The sequence below is a fragment of the Acidobacteriota bacterium genome, assembly GCA_028875725.1.
In the GTDB taxonomy this organism is placed as follows: Bacteria; Acidobacteriota; Thermoanaerobaculia; order Multivoradales; family Multivoraceae; genus Multivorans.
The window spans coordinates 70,774-90,345 of the sequence record JAPPCR010000006.1 but is presented as its reverse complement, the minus strand read 5'-3'; the positions used below and the strand labels follow the sequence as shown (position 1 = coordinate 90,345).

The 19,572-nt window shown below is 67.0% G+C and carries 17 protein-coding genes; 11 read left to right on the top strand and 6 right to left on the bottom strand.

All coding sequences use genetic code 11. The features are described 5' to 3' along the window. Positions 1-45: 45 nt before the first annotated feature. Positions 46-1,104, bottom strand: a complete 1,059-nt coding sequence (gene recA, locus OXI49_02435) for a recombinase RecA (protein MDE2689339.1) — start codon at positions 1,102-1,104, stop codon at positions 46-48. Positions 1,105-1,327: 223 nt separating this feature from the next. Between recA and murB the strand changes: the two genes are divergently transcribed. After that, complete coding sequence (gene murB, locus OXI49_02430) at positions 1,328-2,320, top strand: UDP-N-acetylmuramate dehydrogenase (protein MDE2689338.1); 993 nt, start codon at positions 1,328-1,330, stop codon at positions 2,318-2,320. Positions 2,321-2,717: 397 nt separating this feature from the next. Here the strand turns inward: murB and OXI49_02425 are convergent, their stop codons facing one another. After that, positions 2,718-3,524 (bottom strand): site-specific integrase, encoded by an 807-nt coding sequence (locus tag OXI49_02425; protein ID MDE2689337.1) that lies wholly within the window; start codon positions 3,522-3,524, stop codon positions 2,718-2,720. Positions 3,525-3,995: 471 nt separating this feature from the next. Between OXI49_02425 and OXI49_02420 the strand changes: the two genes are divergently transcribed. The 9 genes from OXI49_02420 to OXI49_02380 all read left to right on the top strand — a co-directional run bounded on the left by OXI49_02420 (position 3,996) and on the right by OXI49_02380 (position 13,391). Beyond that, positions 3,996-4,496 (top strand): hypothetical protein, encoded by a 501-nt coding sequence (locus OXI49_02420; protein MDE2689336.1) that lies wholly within the window; start codon positions 3,996-3,998, stop codon positions 4,494-4,496. Positions 4,497-4,617: 121 nt separating this feature from the next. Next, complete coding sequence (locus OXI49_02415; GenBank protein ID MDE2689335.1) at positions 4,618-5,199, top strand: cysteine peptidase family C39 domain-containing protein; 582 nt, start codon at positions 4,618-4,620, stop codon at positions 5,197-5,199. Positions 5,200-5,335: 136 nt separating this feature from the next. After that, positions 5,336-5,680, top strand: coding sequence for a hypothetical protein (locus OXI49_02410; GenBank protein ID MDE2689334.1), 345 nt, complete (start codon positions 5,336-5,338; stop codon positions 5,678-5,680). Between the two features lie 91 nt (positions 5,681-5,771). Then, complete coding sequence (locus tag OXI49_02405) at positions 5,772-6,101, top strand: hypothetical protein (protein ID MDE2689333.1); 330 nt, start codon at positions 5,772-5,774, stop codon at positions 6,099-6,101. Between the two features lie 93 nt (positions 6,102-6,194). Continuing rightward, a complete protein-coding gene (locus OXI49_02400) occupies positions 6,195-7,775 on the top strand; it encodes a hypothetical protein (protein MDE2689332.1) in 1,581 nt (526 codons plus the stop codon). 32 nt (positions 7,776-7,807) lie between these two features. Then, positions 7,808-8,527 carry a YIP1 family protein gene (locus tag OXI49_02395; protein MDE2689331.1) on the top strand — a complete coding sequence of 240 codons (720 nt, stop codon included), beginning with the start codon at positions 7,808-7,810 and terminating at the stop codon, positions 8,525-8,527. Between the two features lie 175 nt (positions 8,528-8,702). After that, positions 8,703-9,485 (top strand): ABC transporter ATP-binding protein, encoded by a 783-nt coding sequence (locus OXI49_02390; GenBank protein ID MDE2689330.1) that lies wholly within the window; start codon positions 8,703-8,705, stop codon positions 9,483-9,485. Positions 9,486-9,773: 288 nt separating this feature from the next. Then, positions 9,774-12,713, top strand: coding sequence for a hypothetical protein (locus OXI49_02385; protein ID MDE2689329.1), 2,940 nt, complete (start codon positions 9,774-9,776; stop codon positions 12,711-12,713). Positions 12,714-13,160: 447 nt separating this feature from the next. After that, positions 13,161-13,391 (top strand): Smr/MutS family protein, encoded by a 231-nt coding sequence (locus OXI49_02380; GenBank protein MDE2689328.1) that lies wholly within the window; start codon positions 13,161-13,163, stop codon positions 13,389-13,391. 6 nt (positions 13,392-13,397) lie between these two features. Here OXI49_02380 and OXI49_02375 read toward each other — a convergent pair whose 3' ends face one another. From OXI49_02375 to OXI49_02360, 4 genes are read right to left on the bottom strand one after another with little or no spacing between them, the layout of a single operon-like run. Then, positions 13,398-13,955 carry a hypothetical protein gene (locus tag OXI49_02375; protein MDE2689327.1) on the bottom strand — a complete coding sequence of 186 codons (558 nt, stop codon included), beginning with the start codon at positions 13,953-13,955 and terminating at the stop codon, positions 13,398-13,400. A gap of 19 nt (positions 13,956-13,974) precedes the next feature. Then, positions 13,975-15,897: a TRAP transporter large permease subunit gene (locus OXI49_02370; protein ID MDE2689326.1), complete on the bottom strand. Its 1,923-nt coding sequence runs from the start codon at positions 15,895-15,897 to the stop codon at positions 13,975-13,977. Beyond that, positions 15,890-16,924 (bottom strand): TRAP transporter substrate-binding protein DctP, encoded by a 1,035-nt coding sequence (gene dctP, locus OXI49_02365; GenBank protein MDE2689325.1) that lies wholly within the window; start codon positions 16,922-16,924, stop codon positions 15,890-15,892. The genes OXI49_02370 and dctP overlap by 8 nt, the downstream gene beginning before the upstream one ends. Positions 16,925-16,938: 14 nt before the next feature. Beyond that, complete coding sequence (locus OXI49_02360; protein MDE2689324.1) at positions 16,939-17,625, bottom strand: hypothetical protein; 687 nt, start codon at positions 17,623-17,625, stop codon at positions 16,939-16,941. 151 nt (positions 17,626-17,776) lie between these two features. On the opposite strand from OXI49_02360, the gene OXI49_02355 reads away from it, so the two are divergent. After that, positions 17,777-19,561 carry a M48 family metalloprotease gene (locus OXI49_02355; GenBank protein ID MDE2689323.1) on the top strand — a complete coding sequence of 595 codons (1,785 nt, stop codon included), beginning with the start codon at positions 17,777-17,779 and terminating at the stop codon, positions 19,559-19,561. Positions 19,562-19,572 lie beyond the last annotated feature (11 nt).

The window sequence follows — 19,572 nt, the reverse complement described above, 5'->3', positions numbered from 1 at the left end:
CCGGATTGTCTCCGCTTGAACCCGAGAATAGCCTGTTCGACATCGTCACCCGGCCGCGGCGGCCTGGTCGCCGAGTGCGACGACGATGGGCGGCAGGCCGAGTTCAGAGCGGAGGTGGCTTTCGATGTCGTCGGCGAGGTCGGCGTTGTCGCGGAGGAACTGCTTGGCGTTCTCGCGGCCCTGGCCGAGCCTCGTGTCGCCGGCGGAGAACCAGGCGCCGCTCTTCATGACCCGCTTGTGCTGGATGCCGAGGTCGATCAACTCGCCGACGCGGGAAATGCCCTCGCCGTAGTCGATGTCGAACTCGGCGACCCGGAAGGGCGGCGCGACCTTGTTCTTGACCACCTTGACGCGGACCCGCGAGCCGACGACCTGGTCGCCGTCCTTGAGCGCGGCGATGCGCCGGATGTCGATGCGGACGGAAGAGTAGAACTTGAGCGCGCGGCCGCCGGTGGTCGTCTCGGGCGACCCGAACATGACGCCGATCTTCTCGCGGATCTGGTTGATGAAGACGAGGGTCGTCCTCGACTTGGCGACGATCGCGGTCAGCTTGCGGAGGGCCTGGGACATGAGTCGCGCCTGCAGGCCGACGTGGGAGTCGCCCATCTCGCCTTCGAGCTCGGCGCGCGGCACGAGCGCGGCGACCGAGTCGATCACGACGATGTCGAGCGCGTTCGAGCGCACGAGCATCTCGGCGATCTCGAGGGCCTGCTCGCCGCTGTCCGGCTGAGAAACGAGGAGTTCGTCGATGTTGACGCCGATCTTCTCCGCGTACTCGGCGTCGAGGGCGTGCTCGGCATCGATGAAGGCGGCGGTGCCGCCGCTGCGCTGGGCCTGCCCCGTGACCGAGAGGGCCAGCGTGGTCTTTCCGCTCGATTCGGGGCCGTAGACCTCGACCACGCGGCCCCGCGGGAAACCGCCGGTTCCGATGGCATGGTCGACGGCGAGTGATCCGGTCGAAATCGACTCGATGCCGAGGTTCTCCTGTTCACCGAGGCGCATGATCGCGCCCTTGCCGAACTGCCGTTCGATCTGGGTGAGCGCGCCCGAGATGGCCTCCTGCCGGCCGGCTCCCTTCTTCGCGTTCGCGCGGCTCTGCTTCATGGGTTGCTTTCTCCTGAGTAGCTGATGGAGGCTTGGCGGACCTTTGGGGTTGCCAGCGAAGAGCCTTGGAGACGGCCATCGGCACGAGCCGGCGGCATGGCCGGAGTGCGCGCGTGGCTATACTCCCGCGCGACCGGTTCGGCGCTCCCCTGGATCGTCAGTCGGTTGAACGAAGGTCGGGAGTTGACCGCTGCGGACGCTCGGCGACGTGGCGTAGAGGAACGTGACAGCCGGCATCGACAAGGGCGCGGTCAGCGTATTGCAGGCCCCCGAGGGCGTCAACCTGAAGACACGGGATCGGCTCGCCTCGATCCCCGGCGTCGAGGTCCGGGAAGCGGTGCGCCTCGCTTCCGTCACCACGCTTCGGATCGGCGGCCCGGCCGAGCTCTTCGTGCGGGTCGAGTCCGAGGCGGCGCTCACCGAAGTACTGACCGTCGCCCGGAAGGCAGCGCTGGAACTCCACCTCCACGGCCACGGTTCGAACGTCCTCTTCCCGGACGGCGGCATGCGGGGCATCGTCTGCCGCCTCCGCGGGGAACTGGAACAGGTCGAGGTCGAGGGTGAAACGGTGCGGGCCGGGGCCGGCGTCACCCTCGCCAGGCTGGCACGGGACACGGCGAAACAGGGCCTGCTCGGCCTCGAGGCGCTGTCCGGTTTTCCGTCGACCGTCGGCGGCGCGGTCGTCATGAACGCGGGCTGTTACGGCACGGAGATCCGGGACGTGCTCGCCGAAGTGCGCGTGGCGCGGCCCGGCCGGTCCGTAGAAACCCTGACCACCGCGGACCTCGAGCCCGGCTACCGGACGACGAGTCTCCAGGGAACGGAAGCGATCGTCACTCACGCCGAGTTTCGGCTCCGCCGGGGTGACGGCGCCTCGGCGCTCAAGCGGATCAACGAACTGAACCGCCGGCGCTGGGAGAGCCTGCCGTCGGGCAATCCGAACGCCGGCTCCGTGTTCCGCAACCCGGAGGGCGACTTCGCCGGCCGGTTGATCGAGGCCTGCGGTCTCAAGGGCGCGAGCAGCGGCGGCGCCGAAATCAGCCGGCGCCACGCGAACGTGATCGTCAACCAGGAGAACGCACGAGCTGCCGACATCCTCGATCTGATGATCATGGCCCACCGGGCCGTGCGGGACCGCTTCAACGTCGAACTGCGCCCCGAGATCGTCCTCGCGGGCGATCTGGCGGAAGAGTTCTGGCGTAGGGCCGCCGAGTAGCCGGACTCTTCCGAGGGGGCGAAGGTCACTCGCCCTGGCGCAGGGCAACGGAACATCCACGCCCCGATAGTTGTTGACTGAAGAGCGGATGGTGCCCCTCAGGGCCGTCAATGGCGGCCGGTCCGGCGCCACGTCGTCCTCAGGACGGTAAAGCCCAGAGGCAATGTGGCTGCCCGGCACCTGAACTCCATCGCGGTGTTCGCGGCTACCAACCCTCGCTAAGGACCGTTGTCAAGTGCTGAATCACGATTCCGTCGCGCTCGGGAACGGAAGCCGCCTTCTCAGGCACCTGGTACAAGCCCAAATGCCCCCATACCTCCGTGCATCGAGCGTGTGAAATCGCGCTTCCCTCGCGCTATGGGGACAATCCCGCTCTTCCTCGCGATCCCCAAGTCGCTCAAAGAAACGCCGCGCCTGCATGGTCCTCGAACGCGTTCGCCTGCCGGACGTAGCGAAGGACCGTGCGGGGGCTGGTGTGTCTGGTGACCTCCATGATCTTGTCCAGGCGCGCCCGATGGATGGCAGCGCTGGTCACGAATCCCGCCCTCAGGGAGTGCCCCGAGTAATCCGACGGGTCGAGTCCGACAGCTTCCGCGTACCGCTTCACGATACGGGCGACATCCGACGGGTGCATACTGCGCCCCCGGATGGCGCCGCCACGTCGAAGCGTCTGAAGTAGCGGGCCAGAAGTGATGCCGGACACGTCCAACCATGCCCTCATCCGCTTCACCGGCTGAATCAGGTCACCATCCGGTATCGCGACCGTCTGGCCTTCGCCCGTCTGGTCCGTCTTTGATCTACGGATGTGAACGAGCACGCCATGCGGTTCCATGAAGTCGATGTCGGCGAGTCGGAGGCCGCAGATCTCGGACCGTCGCAGAGCACCGGCGAAACCGATCGCGAGAACTGCGGCGTCCCGAGCCGCCCTCGTCCGATACGACCCTTGGCGCGCTAGCTCATCGCAGTGCCTCAGCATGCCGTGGAGGTCGAACTCGCGCAGTGCCTTGACCTGCCTCGGTTGTTTGGGCAGTAGCTGACCGAGTCCTCGAAGGACGCTGGCGACTTGCGGGTCGTCTGCTGGCGAGCGCCGTCCCTCGTCGCGATACCTCCTGTTGATCGCGGCCACGAGGATCCTGATCGACCCCAGCGCAAGCGGTTCACCCTTCTTTGTCGTAGCTCTCGAAGACCGGGGGATCGAGGCCATTCTCACGAGGAACCTGGCGACATCGTCCGGTGTTGCCGCCAGCGGGTCTAGCCCGAGTTCGTCGCAGTACGCGACGAATCTCCGCCAGGCGACCCCGTACGCCCGCCGAGTGCTTACAGACAGGGAAGTCTGAATCGCCCTGCGTACGGAGATGTCGGTTTCGGCGGTTAGAGAGTGGCTTGATTTCACTGCTCCTAGCTCCCCTGCTGAGCGGGGCGTCAGTCATCAACTGAGCGCGGAAACGTCCCCTTCTCCCTCGGCCGCGGCCACCGCAGCAGGCCGCGAACAACGGCCGGTAACGGTCCTAGACAGGGACTAACGTCCCGCCGACTTGATCCAGATACAGATGAACTCCCATGTTTCAGGCCCCCTCCGGCGGGCGAAATCTAGCCGAGGCACGGCTCGTCCACGGCACGACGTACTAGGACTCGAGCCACGGGCGGGATCTGTGTGTCGAAGAGGCAGCCAGCCGTGAAACGCCAGCGGATCGCGTTGATAGTGGTCCTTGTGGCAGTTGTGGTCCCTCTCGTGGGACTGCTTCTGGCTGAGGCCCAGTTACGCGAGAGACTCTCTCGGAGGCCCGAGGTCGGCTCTGTCTTCCCTGCCCCTCCCGAGTTCTGGGAGGAAGATCATCCGGCTTCTCCAAGTCGGCGACGAGTAGTGGTCTTCGCGAAGGCGGGCTGCGGCAACTGCGATCGTACGATCTCAACGCTCGGTCGGTTGGTCATACAAGAGGACTACGACCTGACAGCCGTTGTCGCCGGTTCCGCAGTCGAAAGTGCAGGTGGCGAAGGAGGCACGCTCCGCTTCATCCCTGATCCCGACGGCTCTCTCTCCAAGCGCTTCGGCGTTGTTCAAGTGCCGCTGGTCTTCATTCTTGACGGAGAGTCACGGATCGAAGCTGCCTTGACAGGGGAGAGGCCTCAAGCAGCTTGGCTTTCTGTGCTCAGGGGGGAAGCGCGTGACCTCTGATCGGCCCCCTGTTGACCGGAGACCGGCGGGGGTGACCGGTGTAGTCACCCGGTCGCGAAGAAGCAAGAAGCCCGTACTGCGTGGGGGAACCGATCGCTCGAACGTCACTAAGCGTCGACGAGTGCTCGCGGTCGCCTGCCTGGCGCTGGCTGCCTCCTCAGTAGCCGGACTCTCTTTCTTCGTTGTAACCCGAGGTCCGAGCTACTTCGATCGCTTGATCTGGGCCGCATCGCTCGACCACGCAGCGCCAGTGCCCGCCGGTTTCGTCCCGCAGCGTGGCGCCTCTGACTGTGGGCCGGCCTCCCTCAAGATGGTCCTTGATCACCATGGCTTCCACGCCGTGACCCTTGAAGAGATCGAATCAGCCGCGGCGACCGGGCCGCGAGGCACGAGCCTACTGGCCCTAAAGAACATCTCGGAGAACCAGGGGCTTCGAAGCCGTGGCTTCCAGCTGTCGATCGAGAAGCTGGCTGATCTGCCCATGCCGGCGATAGCTCACGTTCACGGCGACCACTTCGTTGTGCTGAGGAGCATCGACCCCTCCGGTGTGGTCGTGGACGATCCCTCGATTGGTCGTCTACGAATGAGCAGTGCCCGCTTCGGCCGGGCCTGGGACGGAATAGTCCTCGTCTTCGACCCCGACTCCAGCGGACCCGCTGAGTTGGCTCAGCCATCCGCCAGACCTAGTGGCGCGGCCGCGTGACCTCAGTGAGAGCACCTCGCAGCCCCGGCCACTTCTCGCTCTACCCGCGTTCCGCCGTGGAGCGCGGGAGAACTGGGCCGCTTAGTTCGGCCCGGTCGCGGTAACTCTTCATCAGCGAAAAGGAGGATTCCACGAGATGAAGATCCCTGTCAGTATTGCACTCGTCATCGCGCTAGGCGCCGGGCTCGTCTTCGGCGGCTCTGCCCACAGCTTCGCGGCAGCGCCGTTCGACGAACGGCCGGAACCTGCTGAGGCGCTCCAGCGGCTCGGCGAACTGATGTCCGACGATCAGCTCGATGCCGTAGTGGGCGCTCTGTCGGGACGTGACATCGTCCAAGGCGCCTGCGTGATCATTGCGGGGGGAGCGGGCGCAAGAAAGCTCGTGCATGTGATCGCGAGGAGGGCGATTCTCGGCGTATGCGGCCTAGCCTGCGCCGTCGGTGGCTTGGCGGCTGCCGCGTTCTGCGCGATCTACTTCTGACGCCGACGTCGCCACTTGGTCAATTCGTCATGAACACAAGGCGTCCCTGGGAACTGCCGGGGACGAAACCCAACAAGGAGAACGAAGAGAAATGAAGATTGTCAACAGCCTTGTAGTACTGGTAGCGCTCGGTGTCCAGATGCCGATTACGTTCGCGGATCGGCAGCCGTCGTCCGTGAAGGTCGAGCACGAGCACGTCGAAGCTCCCGCTGAGGTGCCTGCTGAACTGTCGACCGCCGCTATGGAAGAAGTAGTCGGCGGGTTCGGGCTCTCCCGCAGAACCAAGTGCCTCCTTTTCTTTGGCACCGTGGCCGCTGTGGGGATTACCGCAACCATCGTGACAGGAGGAGGAGCCGGGATACTCGGAGGCGTGATCGTGGGCCAGATCGGAAAGGTCGGCGCGGCGGCTTGCTTGCTGTAGGCTTCACGGCTTGGGTGTAAGGAAGCGAGGATTCGCATGATCGGGCCCTTGAGCCCAGGCCTCAGTGCGGGGGGTGCACCAACGTGGGCGTTGGTGCACCCCCTTCTGATCGATGCTCTCAGGCGATCCGGACTGACTGGGCGATCCCTCGGCTACCTCTTCCTGCTGGTCGTGGCCAATGCGGTGTTCCCGGCCGCAGCGACCATTCTTCTTCTTCGAGAACTCTTCGGCCACGAACAGACAGAAACGCGGCAGGTCCTTGTCGTCCTCGTGTTCACGGCCGCGTCCCTGCTCTGGCTGTTCGTGCAGGTTGTGCTTGACCGGTCCATGACTTTCCTGCTGGATCTTCGTCCGCTGCTGCCGATGCCCATCGGCTTCGCCGCCCTGTATCGCTTGCGAGCCGGGTTGAGTCTCACGGGGTGGTGGTGCGTCGCCTTCGGTCCCGCTGCCGTCTACGTCGTTCTGGCGAGGTCCACGGGGACTAGCGAAGCTGCACTGATTGTCCTTGGCATAGTCGCCGTCGTCCTGATTCACGGGTTGATTGGCTCGATCCTTGAGCATTGGCGACACAGGCTCATGTCGGGTTGGCTGGGCTCCATCTTCATGCTCGGTTGCATGGTGATGGCGCTCTTCATGTTTCTGGCGCTTGTGAACGTTGCGACCGGCGAACCCTGGTTGGCGGAGTTGGGCGACTCCAGCCCGGAAGGGCTGAACCTCGAATCTCTGCGCGCCGCCCCGTGGTTCAGGTGGGTGTCCTGGCTGCCATCGGGCCTTCTTGCTCTTGTAGCTGAAGAACCGCGCGTCACCGGGGAGAACCTGATGCGTGTGGGCGCCCTCTGGTCGACCGCGATCGTTCTGGGCCTCGTTGACCGTGGGCTCCTCGCACGGCTGGTCCGGGGTAGGCGTCGGACTCCCGGCGGTGAGCTGGGTCGGACCATCCCTCTGGCTTGGTTGCTGCGCAAGCTGAAGCGGCTTTCGCCAGAATCCGCTCTCAGCCTGATCGAGTGCGAGAGCATGCTTCGCGAGCGGAGCCTGCGATGGCCCCTGCTGGTCGGCATCGCCCCCCTGATTGTGTTCAGCGGCAGACCGGACCTCGCGGACGCTGCCATCCTGGTTACCGTCCTTGGGACTACCGTAAGTCTGAACGCCCACCGCGCGGAAACCACCTTGCCGACCGGCAGGATCTGGAAGGAGTCCTTTTCCTTGCCACCGACTCTCCTGGCGGAGGTTCGGGCGATGGGACGTGTACCCTCGCTCGTTCTGGCAGCGTTGTTGGGCGGCGCCGTCTTCCTCGTGGCTTTGCGGAACGGTCCGTCTCAGAATTGGGTGCTCCTCGCTTACGCCGCTGGCATCGCTGCCTCGGCAGTGATCGCCTCCGACGGATTCTACGGTTGGTACGACGTGCGCTGGCAGTCGGTAGGCCAGGGCGCGGCCGACACAGGACACAAGATGCTGGCTCACGGGATCTTTGTCGTTGGTGTGGGCATGTTCGTTTCTGGCGGTTTCTTTGCTTCCCTCTTCGGCATCGCTGAAGTCGCACCGGGCGCTGCTGTGGGCGCCAGTCTCTCCGCGGTGGCGCTCTCCCTAGGGGTATGGAGTGTTTTCAGGGTTCGGCAGGCCCGCCTGGTCAAGGAACGTGGCCTCAGACTCCTAGTACGGACCGAGTCGTCTTGATGACGGTAACTCGCTTAGCGAAGTAGGCAGTAATGTCGAGGAGATCTAGGGGTGGCGTGCGGGGAGCTATTCGCTCCTCCACGGTCGTAGAGGTACTCGCGCGGCCTCAGCGGTGCCTGGCTCGCCTCCGAGAGGTGTCCCCGTGGGTGGGCGCGCTCCTGGCGGTAACGATCAGTGCAGCAGCCGTTGGCGGACTCTCAAGCCCTTTCTCGGAGAAGGGTATCCGTCTGGCCATGGAGGAGAGATTCGCTGAAGCCGATGCCGCGGTCATGGTTGAAGGGGCCACGGCCCCGTGGTTGGCCGTCGCCGGAGAAGTGGTTGTAGCACCACTGAGAATCGTCGTTCAAGCTCTGTTCGTATGGGGCTTGATGCTGTCGTTCGGCGGGCGCGGGACGTTCCGTCAGACGCTCTCGGTGACGGTGCACTTGAACGTTGTTAGTCAGCTTCATGCCTGGGCAGGTTTCGTTTGGCTGACATTGCGGGGCGTTGAGGCCATCGAGTCAGTGGCGGACGCCGCGCCGACACTGGGCCTTAACATGGTAACTAAGAGCGACGGTCCGTGGCTGGATGCCGTGCTTGGCGGCATCAATCCGTTCTCCGTCTGGTTTGCGGCGCTGTTGGGCGCGGCGGCTGTGATCGTCTTCGGGATCCGGCGGTCCTCCGGAGTGGCGGTAGGGACGGCGTACTGGCTCATCACCGTAGCTCTTGCAGCGGCAGGCAGAACACTGGCGACGCGACTCCTTGAGGTCTAGTCAGATGAGGACAGCCGGAGTGAGGTGGTCCTTGAGCGGCCGCGAGGGCCTCAACGGGATGTGGGAGACGGTAGGCACCCTAGTGGTCCGGGCGCACCGGATCCCGGCGCTCGCGCCCAAGGAGCTGGCCACGTGTCCGGCACCCGGCACGAAATCTGGCTAGCATCTCCAATCGATGGAAGCGATCAAGGCAGAAGAGTTGACCCGGTCTTACGGGGGGAACGTCGTCGTCGACGGCGTCGATTTGGATGTCCGGGCAGGGCAGATCCTGGGATTCGTCGGTCCGAACGGGGCCGGCAAGACTACGACCTTGTCCATGCTGACCGGGCTCGTGGAGCCGACGAAGGGTTCGGTCCGGCTTCTCGGCAGGCCGCTCGACATCAACGACACGAAACTCAAACAGCAGCTCGGGATCGTGCCGGATCACAGCGACCTCTACGAGAGCCTGACGGGGGAGGAGTTGCTGCTGTCGTACGCCCGCATTTACGGCCTGAGCCGCGAAGACGCCGGACAACGAACCGATGAGGCGCTCGCGGTCTTCGACCTTGAGGGCGCCGCCAAGCGACCGGTCACCACCTACTCCCACGGCATGAAGAAGAAGATCCGGCTTGCGGCGGCTACACTTCATGCGCCCCGGATCCTGTTCCTCGACGAGCCCTTTGAGGGAATGGACGCCCTGAGCGCCCGTACCGTCGTCTCGATTCTGCAGCAGATGGCGGAGCAGGACGGCGTAGCGGTCTTCCTGACGTCCCACATGCTCGACTACGTAGAGCGTGCCTCAACCCATATCGCCGTCATCAGGGACGGCAAGGTTCTCCTGTCGTGTTCCAAGGCGGAGTTTCAAGAGCTGCCCAAGTCCGAGGAGGACAACGGCGCGGGACGGCTCGAGAGCCTCATTCTCAGTCTCTCTGCGCGTGAGCGGTTCTCCGGCCTTTCTTGGATCGGCGGTAGAGGCTGAACCAGGACATGGGGCGGACGGTGTTGATACCTCGGCTTCAAGGGTCGCCGAGCGAGAGCCTACGGCCCCAACCAAGCCGAGTTCACTGACACTCTTCCCAGACTGCGAATTGCCGGGGCTGGCCCACCTACCGGCTCGGCTTGCGGCACGGCAGTCGCGAGTCGAAACCTAGGGTGGCCGGCTCCGTACCCGAACACTGCCGGGCTCACTCTGGCTATGGGAATCTGAGCCGCGGGCGAGTGTTATCCGGGCTAAGGTCTGCCATCGGGCTGGAGGAACCAACGAGATATGACGAAGCGCCTCCCTACCGCCGCAACCGTTGTGTTCGCTGCGGCCCTGCCCGCCTTCGGACAATTGCCCTGCAACCCGTGCGTCGGCCTGACGACCGACGACCCGGCTGCAACGGCGGACCTGCTGGGTGCGCTGCCGGCATTGCCCGACGGGGCAGTACTGATCGTCAAGTGGCCGGTGGATCTGGCCGACGACGCAGCCGTAACGGCCGCCCGCGAGGCGGCCTCAACGCTCCGGGCCGCGGGTGCGCTGCCCTGGTACGCGGTTCGATTCGCCGCGCCGCCGCCGGCGGCCGAGGCGGGCGACGAACTGACGCCGGAGCTCGAACGGCTCGCGGACCTCGCCCGCACCGCGGCGGCCGGTTCCATCTTCCAGCTCGTCTGGCCGGGCGAGCTTCTGAACGAGCCGCAGGCCGTCCAGGAGTACGCGTTGGCGCTCAAGCGGGCGTCGGTCGCCGTCACCGGCGCGCAGCCGGACGCCGCAGTGGTCACCGAGCCTCTGCCGCCCGACACCGGGCTGGTCCGGGCGTTCTACGCCCAGGAACTCGACGCCTATCTCGACGGAGTCGCGTTCCGGCCCGGCCAGGGAGCCGGCGCCGCTGGAGTCGCCGAACTGAAGGACCTCATCCGGGAGCTCGACCCGGACGCGCTGGTCGCGCTCGAGCCGAACGCCGCAACCGCGGGCGGTGAAGGAGCGACACTGGTGCGAGCCGCGGCCGAGGCGGAAGCGGGCGCTTCGCTCTCCCTGTTCGCGCTCTCCGGCGAGGCCGGCGCCGACGCGGCCACGGTTCGCGCAGCACGACTGATCGCCCAGGAGTTCTCGGGCGACGTCACCTACGATCCCTACTCCACTCCCGCCGGCGCCGAGGCCTGGAGCTTCGTCCGCGGAGAGGACCTGAGCCTGCGAATCGTCGTGTCGCCACCCACCGGGGGCGGACCGTTCACGCTCCGCTTCAGCGACCGGCAGATCGGTTCGCCGGCGCGCTTCGATCCGGCCACCGGCGAGTCGGACCTCGTCTTCGGCGGGCGCCGTACCCGCAACGGCTACGAACTCGAGCTGAGGGACGCGGCCGAGCCCTTCGTGTTCCGGCTGGAGCGGGACCTGGCGGTCGGGCTCGACGGAGCCGAGAGCGTCGAGGAAGCGCTCACGGTGGCCGACACCCGCCGCATCCCGGTCGGCGAGATCCTGCGGCGGTTGCAGGCCTTCGAGGACGATCAGTCGCGCCGGGTCGCGAACTACAGCGCGACGAACACGACCTCGCTCCGATTCCAGCTCGGCACCGGCGTCCAGTCGGTCGACGCCACCTTCCAAGGCCCCTTCTTCTTCCGCCAGGGCGCCGGCTTCGACTGGGCCTGGGACAACTTCTACGTCAACGGCATCCGCTGGCGGCGCAAACGGATCCCCGAGATCCCCCTGATCCAGCCGGAGAAGGCGGCGGCGATGCCGGCCGAGATCACCTTCACCAGGGAGTACCGCTACCGGCTTCGGGGCACCGCGACGATCGAGGGCCGTGACACCTGGGTCGTCGACTTCGAGCCGGCGACGGCTCTGACCGAGGGCCGTAGCCTGTTTCGCGGCACGGTCTGGGTGGACCGTGAGATCTACGCGCGGGTGAAGACCCGCGCGGTTCAGCTCGGACTGACCGGCGACGTGCTGTCCAACGACGAGACCACGTTCTACACCCCGGTCGACGCCGGCGGACAGCCGGCGGCGTGGGAGCGGTCGTCCTACTGGCTGCCGACCCGGGTCATCGGCCAGCAGTTGTTCTCGGTCCTGAACGCGACGACGATCGTCGAACGGGAGATCGAACTGACCGGGATCTCCGTCAACCCGACCGACTTCGACGCCCGCCGCGACGCCACGCTGGCCTCCGAGGCGACGATGGTGCGCGACACGGAGGTGGGGCTCCGCTACCTGGAGCTCGACCAGGAAACCGGCGAACGGGTGGTCAAGGAGGACGACAAGACGCGGATGTTCCTGCTCGGCGGCGCCTTCTACGACGAGGCCCAGGACGGCCCGCTGCCGCTGGGCGGGGTGAACTGGCTGTCCTTCGACTGGCGCGGCACGGGCACGCAGGCCGACCTCTTCATCGCCGGGCCGCTCATTCTCGCCGACATCGCGAACCCGAGCCTGTTCGGCTCCCGCTGGGATGCCGGCGTCGACGTCTTCGCGCTGGCGTTCGCCGGCGAGGACGTGCTCTACCGGGAAGGCGTCGAGTCGCCCGCGGAGAACGTGGAGCGGCTGCGCCCGAATATCGACTTCAGCCTGGGCCGCCCGCTCGGCAGCTTCACCAAGCTCGATCTCCGCTACCAGCTCTCCTGGAACAACTTTCAGCGCGCCGACGAAACGGGCGACGACTTCGTTCTGCCCTCCGACCACCTGGGCCACAGCGTCGGCGCCATCGTCCGCTACATCCGCTCGGGCTACCGGCTCGTCGCCGGCGGCTCGTGGAACCTGCGGGATGAATGGCAGCCCTGGGGCCTGGGCGCCGCCAACCTGACTCCGGACAGCTACACGCTCTGGAACGTCGGCGTCGCCAAGACCTGGCACCTGCCGAAGTTCCAGAAGTTCGGCGTGGCCCTCGAGTACGTCGACGGCAGCGATCTCGACCGCTTCAGCAAGTACGAGTTCGGCTTCTTCTCTGACGTCAACGTCCACGGCTACCAGAGCGACAAGGTGCGGGCTGAACGGGCCGCCGCCGCCCATGTCAGCTACGGCTTCGAGCTCGGCGAGATCTTCCGCATCGACCTGGTCGGCGACGCCGCCTGGGCCACCGACCCCGCCTCCGGCCTCGACCGCGAACTTCTCGCCGGCGCCGGCATCGTCGGCACCTTCATCGGCCCCTGGGGCACCGTCGTCAACATGGACATCGGCCACGCCCTCGCCGGCCCCGACGACGGCTGGAGCGCCTTCATTGCCGTGCTGAAGCTGTTCTAAGCGGAGCGCTCGCTTCGGGCGCCCTCCCAAACTGCTAACCGTTGCATGTCGCTTGGCTGGCGGCCCGTGGTTAGACTCCGCCGTAGCACCGAGACCGGTGAGGCGCGCGTCTGGCTAGGCGCGACGAAGATCACATACCGGGCTGAATTTGCCTGAGGAGCAACGACGCCAGGCGCGATGCATCGCCGGTCGAATGCAGGTGGCGTCTAACCACGGGCCGCTGTGCCCGCTGGGAGCCTCCCTCCCCGATCCCCTCACTGCGCGAGTCTCTCCGAACAGCCCAGCCCGTATCTCTTCAGGAATGAGCCGGACTCAGACGCAGCGCGAGTCGCTAACCACAGCGCGCAGCGCGGTCTACTATCAATCATGGCTCCAGAAACCCCGTTTGAACTCGAAGCAGATGAACTTGGGCCCGACGATGTCGTAGAAGTTCCCATCGGGGATGAGATGGACCTGCATCCGTTTCAGCCGGGGGAAGTGAAGGATGTCGTCGAGAGCTATCTGGATGCTGCGTACGAGAAGGGGTTCCGGGAGGTGCGGATCATCCACGGGCGGGGCATCGGTGTGCAGCGGCAGATCGTGCGCAAGGTGCTGGAACGGGATCCGCGGGTCGTCTCGTTCAGGAGCGGCGGGCCGGGCGGGGGCGGCTGGGGCGCCACCGTGGCGCGGCTGCGGTAGGGCTGGCTAGCCGGATCGACCGGCCCGGTAGCGGGCCAGCAGCATGCCGAGGCCGAAGGCGATCAGCGGCGTCACGATCAGCAGGTCGGAAGGGCTCAGGGTGTACACCGGCTCGGCCGCCAGGGCTTCGGTCAGGGTCTGGTCCGGGGACGGCACGTCCGGCGTTTCGCCGCCGAGCACCCGGGTCACGGCCGCGCCCGCCTCGGGTCGCTCGGCGCGCAACTGGTAGGCGAGCCAGCCGCCCAGGGTCACGCCGGCGAGCAGGAACTGGGCGCTGGCCCGCCGCAGCAGGGACTCGGCCTCCCGGTGGGCGTGTTCCCGCTCGCCCGACGTGAGGTCCGGGTCTTCCACGCGCTGCCAGCGCTCGACGTCGATCTCGGCCCGTCTACGCGCCGCCGCGATGCCGGACAGGAAGCCGATCGCGGCCACCAGCACGTGCAGCGCCCAGACCAGGCCGGGCACCTCGCGGGGAACGAGTTGGACCCCGACGATCGTCAGGATCGCCAAGCCCAGGAAGACCGCCGACCAGACAACGGCGATGCTCTGGAGTCGTTTCCAGTTCATCGAGAAACTCCGGGGGTCATCAGCGTCTCCCCAGCAACTCGAGCAGGCCCAGGGTGAGCCCCGGAACATACGTGATCAGCAGGACGCCGAAGCCGAGGATGACCAGTGCCGGCACTGCGGCCCGATAGACCGCCAGCAGCGGTCGCTCGAAACGGTAGGACGCCAGGAAGAGGTTGAGGCCCACCGGCGGCGTCAGGTAGCCGAGCTCCAGGTTGGCGACGAAGATGATCCCGAGGTGGATCGGGTCGACGCCGAAGGCCAGGCCGAGCGGGATGATCAGCGGCACGACGACGACGGTGGCCGAGAAAATGTCCATCAGGCAGCCGACCAGCAGCAGGAAGACGTTGAGCGCGAGCAGGAAGACGATCTTCGACTCGATGTTGTTCTGCACCAGGTCGACGAGTGCCTGGGCCGCCTGGGCGTCCACCAGCCAACTCGTGAGGCCCATCGCCACGACCAGGATGATCAGCACGCCGCCTACCAGGACGGCACACTGCCGGAAGACGGCCAGCAGTGGCTTGCCCAGCTTCACGTCGCGGTGCACCAGGCACTGGACGACGAAGGCGTAGAGAGCGGCCAGCGCCGCCGTTTCGACCAGGGTCGCGTAGCCGCTGAAGAACGCGCCGAGAATGACAAAGGGCAGCAACAGCTCCCACTTGCCGGCCCAGACGGCAAGCACAATCTCGTTGACACGGGGCGGCAGCCATCGCCCGAGAACCCGCGGCAACCGTTCCGACGGGGAGGACTCCGACAGCGCTTTCCCTTCCTTCGCGGAGATCGGGGTCGCGCCGGCGCCGGCGCCGGCGCGCAAACCCTCCCTGACGCCCCATAGCCCTATGAGCGCGATCAGCAGAAGCCCCGGGAGGAGCCCGCCGATGAACAGGTCCTCGATCGGCACTTCGGCGACGATGCCGAAGAGGATGAGCGGCAGGGCCGGCGGCAGCAGCAGACCGAGCGAACCGGACGAGGTCAGCAGGCCCAGCGAGAAGCGCTCGCGATAGCCATCGGCCGAAAGGGCGGCGAAGAGGACGCCGCCCAGCGCCAGGATCGTGACGCCGGAACCGCCCGTGAAGACGGTAAAGAACGCGCAAACGACGGCGCACACCACGGCGGTGCTGCCCGGCGCCCAGCCGAACAGGGCGCGGAACACCCTGAGCAGCCTTTCCGACGCCCCGCCCTCGGCGAGCAGGAATCCGGTCAGCGTGAACAGCGGGATTGCCGCCAGGGTCGGCGACACCGCGAGCCGGTAGCTCTCCGCCGGGATCGCGGCGAGCGGTACCCAGTCCGTCAGGAACAGGAAGACCGCGGCACCGCCCAGAGCGGCGAAGATCGGTCCGCCCAGGAGAGTCGAGGCGAGGATCAGGACCAGCCAGGGTGTGACGGCGCGATCAGCGAAGGAGTCCGCGTTCGCGCCAATCCACAGACCGAGCACGATGCCGAACCCGGCCAGGGCTCGACCCGCCCACAGGTCCGACGACTTCCAGACCAGGCGCAGGGCCAGGATCGCGAAGCCGACCGGCATGACCGCCTGCCCCACCCATACCGGCACGCCGGCCGCCATCTCGATGCCGCCCTCGCGTTCGATCCGCACCAGGTCCAGGCTGGCCGTTCCCAGCAGGGTCGCGACCATCGCGCTGACGCCGCCGGTGAACACCGCGGCGACGGCCCGGAACCTGCCTTCCGGCAGGAAGTTGCCGGTAGCCAGGGCGAGCAGGCGCCCCTCTCTCGCCGCCAGGGCCGCTCCCAGGAACGCGACCCACAGGGTCAGGTGCTGCTCGAACGGAAGCGCGCCCGGGATGCCGGTGCCGAGCCGGCGGGCGACGATCTCCGCCAGGGGCAGGAGCACCATCGCGCCGAGCAGGACAGTCGAGACACCGTCCTCCAGCCGGTGGAGGAAGCGCACCGGGACCCTGGAGGGGGCCGCGGCGGCGACTTCAGTCAACCGATGACTGCCGGCGGTAGGCGTCCCGAACCGCCTCCGCCCGGTCGAAGATCGCCTCGGGAACCGTCTTCCCGCGCATGCTGGCCGCGAAGTCGTTGGCGATCTCGACCCAGTTGTCCTCGACCTCGCTGCCGACGATCGGCACGACTTCCAGGCCCTGCCCGCCCATCAGCCGGATCGCCGTCTGCTCAAGGGTGGGGATCGTCTCGAAGATGCTCTTCTCGGCCCGCTGACCGGCCGCGATCATCACCTCCCGGTCCTCCTCGGAGATCCGGTTCCATGCCCGCTTGGTAACCACGATGGCGCCCATCATCGGAATCAGAGGAATGTCGGCGAAGTACCTGGCCTGCTTGAAGAACTGGACCTGCATGGCGTAGATCGGCGGCACCGCGAGCGCGTCGATCATGCCCGTCTGGAGCCCGGTCACGATGTCGGTGGCCGCGAGCGCCACCGGCTTGAAGCCGCCCTCGCGCCACCAGCTCGTCATCGCCTCGTCGCCCGCCCAGGTGAAGATCTTGAGGCGCTGCATTTCCTCGACCGTGCGCGCCCTCTCGTTCGTGAAGAAGTGGACCTGGCCGACGTAGCCCCAGCCGAGCAGCACGAAGCCCTCGTCGTCCAGCGTCTCGCGCAGACCGGGCGTCAGTTCCCGCAGCACATGGAACATCTCCTGCTCGTCATGAAAGAACAGGGGGATCTCGAAGACGGTGAAGTCCTTCGAGATGTCGGCCAGACCGGCGACCGAGAGGGCGGCCGCGTGGTATTGGCCGATCTTCATCTTGCGCAGGATGTCCGGTTCGTCTCCGGCGACGCCGCCAGGGTAGATCGTGAGACTGACCCGGCCATCGGTGCCGGCCTCCCAGTCCCTGCCCATCGTCTCGAAGAAGCCGTCCCACGGCGAGCCGTCGGGCGAAAGCGTCGCCATCTTGACCGCGAATCCGGCACCGGCGACGGGCTGCGCGGCAAGCGTCACGAGCGCCGTGATCAGGATCAGCGGCAGAAACCGGACGGATGGCGCGGCGGCGTTCACCAGCCGGCACTGTATCAACGGCCGACCTCTCGCTTCCCCACTGCGCGGCGCTCGACGCCCCACGCTTGCCAACGAGACGGCGGCGTCACCGCGCCGACATCGTCCCCGTCAGCTTCAGCAACCAGGAGGAGGCGCAGCCGGTCGAGCAGCGCGGCCGCCCTGCGATCCCGGCCTCCGCTCCGCTCCACGACCGCCGCGGCCAGCAACCGCTCCTGTTCCGTGTCCACGAGGATCGTCGTCGGCCGGCACCACAGCACCGAGCCGGCCAGCGCGCGGCGACTCGGTTCGAGCGCCAGCACCGCCAGATTCGCGCAACACCAGTCGAGCCACAACCGCCCGAGGCGAGCCGCCGGCGTCGGCGCCTCCGCCTCCGCCGGCGGCGTGACGACGACGATCTCCCGTGACGAAACGTCCCGAGCATCGCGGGCGAGCAGACGGTCGAACGCGGCGATCGCCTCTCCCGATGCACCGGCCGACGCCGCAAGGTAGCAGCAGAGAGCCTCCGGCGAGGACTCGGGCGCGGGTTCGGCGCCGTCGGCAGGGCCCTCGCCGCGCTCAAGCACCGCACGCCAGCGTCCGACCTCGGTCCACGCGCGCTCAAAGGACCACCAGCGCCAGCGACCGTCCCGCGGGTAGAAGAGCCACGGCTCATGGCCGCGGCGGCTTCGGGCCGCGGCCGCTAGAGCCTGTGACGCCGCCACGGGGGTATCCTATGGCGTTGCCGGGTGGCGCGTTTCGCGCTACACGCGAACCAGCCCGAGCGCCCGTCACCGGGAGTTCGGATGGAATCCGCCGGACTCCGCGGCCGTTGGTCCCTCCATGAAGGCACACGAATCGTCCCGAACCGGAAGCATGGCGCGGTCCGCTGTCGCCGCAACGCTGGCCTTCGTCCTGACCACGGCGAACGCGGCGCCGGCGATCGAGATCGTGAATCCCGCCCTGTTCGAGAAGAGCGTCGCGGCCGCGGCCGAGGCTGTGAAGCAGTACGGACTCCTGAACGATCCGGAAGTGCAGGAGCGGATCAACCGGATCGGATACGAGGTGGCGTACCACGCGGACTTCGACAGCTATCCCTTCACCTTCGCGGTCGTCGACACGCCGATCCCAAACGCCTTCGCCCTCCCGGCCGGCCAGATCTTCGTGACCAGGGGCATGCTCGACTTGGGCCTGTCCGACGACATGCTCGCCGGTCTGCTCGGCCACGAGATCGCGCACGTCACGTCCGAGCACTTCCTGAAGCAGAAGAAGCGTGCGACGAGACTGAACCTGCTGAGTTCCCTGCTCGGAGTGGGGCTGATCGCGGCGAGCGCCTCCGACCGGGAGGACGGCTACGTTGGCCCCTACGGCTACACGAGGGACCAGAGTCCAACCGAGGCAGCAGCCCAGGCCGCGCTGGTCGGCGGCATGGCCATCACCGAACTCGTCATGCGCAGTTACTCGCGCGAGCACGAGGACGAAAGCGACGAGGAAGGCCAGCGTCTCGCGGCGGCCGCCGGTTACGACCCGAACGCCCTCGGCCTGCTGATGGCCAAGATGGGCGAGCGCATTCCGCAGTCGAAGGCGTACGGCTACTGGCAGACGCATCCCTTCTTCGACTCGCGGGTCCAGGCCGCAAGGGCCCGGGGCCGCTATCTCGCGACGCTCGAGGCGGCGCCGGGCGAGGAGGTCGACGCTTTCCGTCGGGCGACCCAGGAGAGCCTGCTGCAGTTCGCGGCGAACCCGTCGAAGCGCCTCGCCCGAACCGGCCCCAGGGAGTCGGCCGCCGTTCCGCCGGCGCTCCGGTTCCTGAAGACGATGGCCCTCAACGCCTGGCCCAGCGGAACGGCAGCCGAGTCGATTCGCTTGGACAGGCTGCATGAGCTGCGGGCCCGGGAACTCGACCGGCTGGCGACGTCGAGGGACTACGGTCGTATCACCGCCACCTACCGCCGCGAGATGGAGACCGTCCAGGCCCTGACCCCGGATTCGCCCTTCCTCGCCGTCCTCAGCCAGGAGCTCGCCGACCTCCGACGTCAATCCGAGGAGCTCTACGCCCAGTCGATCGACATCCTCGATCGCGGCGTGTTCGAAACCCCCTTCCTCGAGGCCTTCCTCTCGAACTACCCCGATTCTCCGCGCGCGCCCAGGGTGGCGCTTCTGCTCGGCACCGCCTACAGCCGGCTGGGCCGCGAGACCCAGGCCGTGGAGAGCTTCCTCAAGGCTTGGGAGTCGGAGCCGGCCGGGGAGATCACCGAGGATGGCGACAGTCCCGCCGCCGCGGCGCAGCGGGGCCTGCACAACCTGACGCCGGTGCTGACCCGACTCGGCTCCCTGCAACACCTGGCCCTCCAGCAACGGGACCCGGCACTCGGAGACCGGGCCGAGGATCGCCTGCGCAAGCTGGCCGGCAGCTACGACGACATCACGAGCGGTTCCGAGTATCTCGAGCGCTTCCCCGAAGGGCCCCACGCCGAAGAGGTCGAGGAGCGACTGAACCAGCTGGCGGACCTGCTCTACAAGGAGATGGTGATCTACCAGGATCTGGGCGACGCGGCGAAGGCGATTGCGCGCGCCAGTCAGATCCTCACCCACGCCCCCCTCTCGCCAACCGCCCGACGGCTCAGTGACGAGCGGCTCGACGAGGAACTCGACGCGTAGGAGCTTGCGCC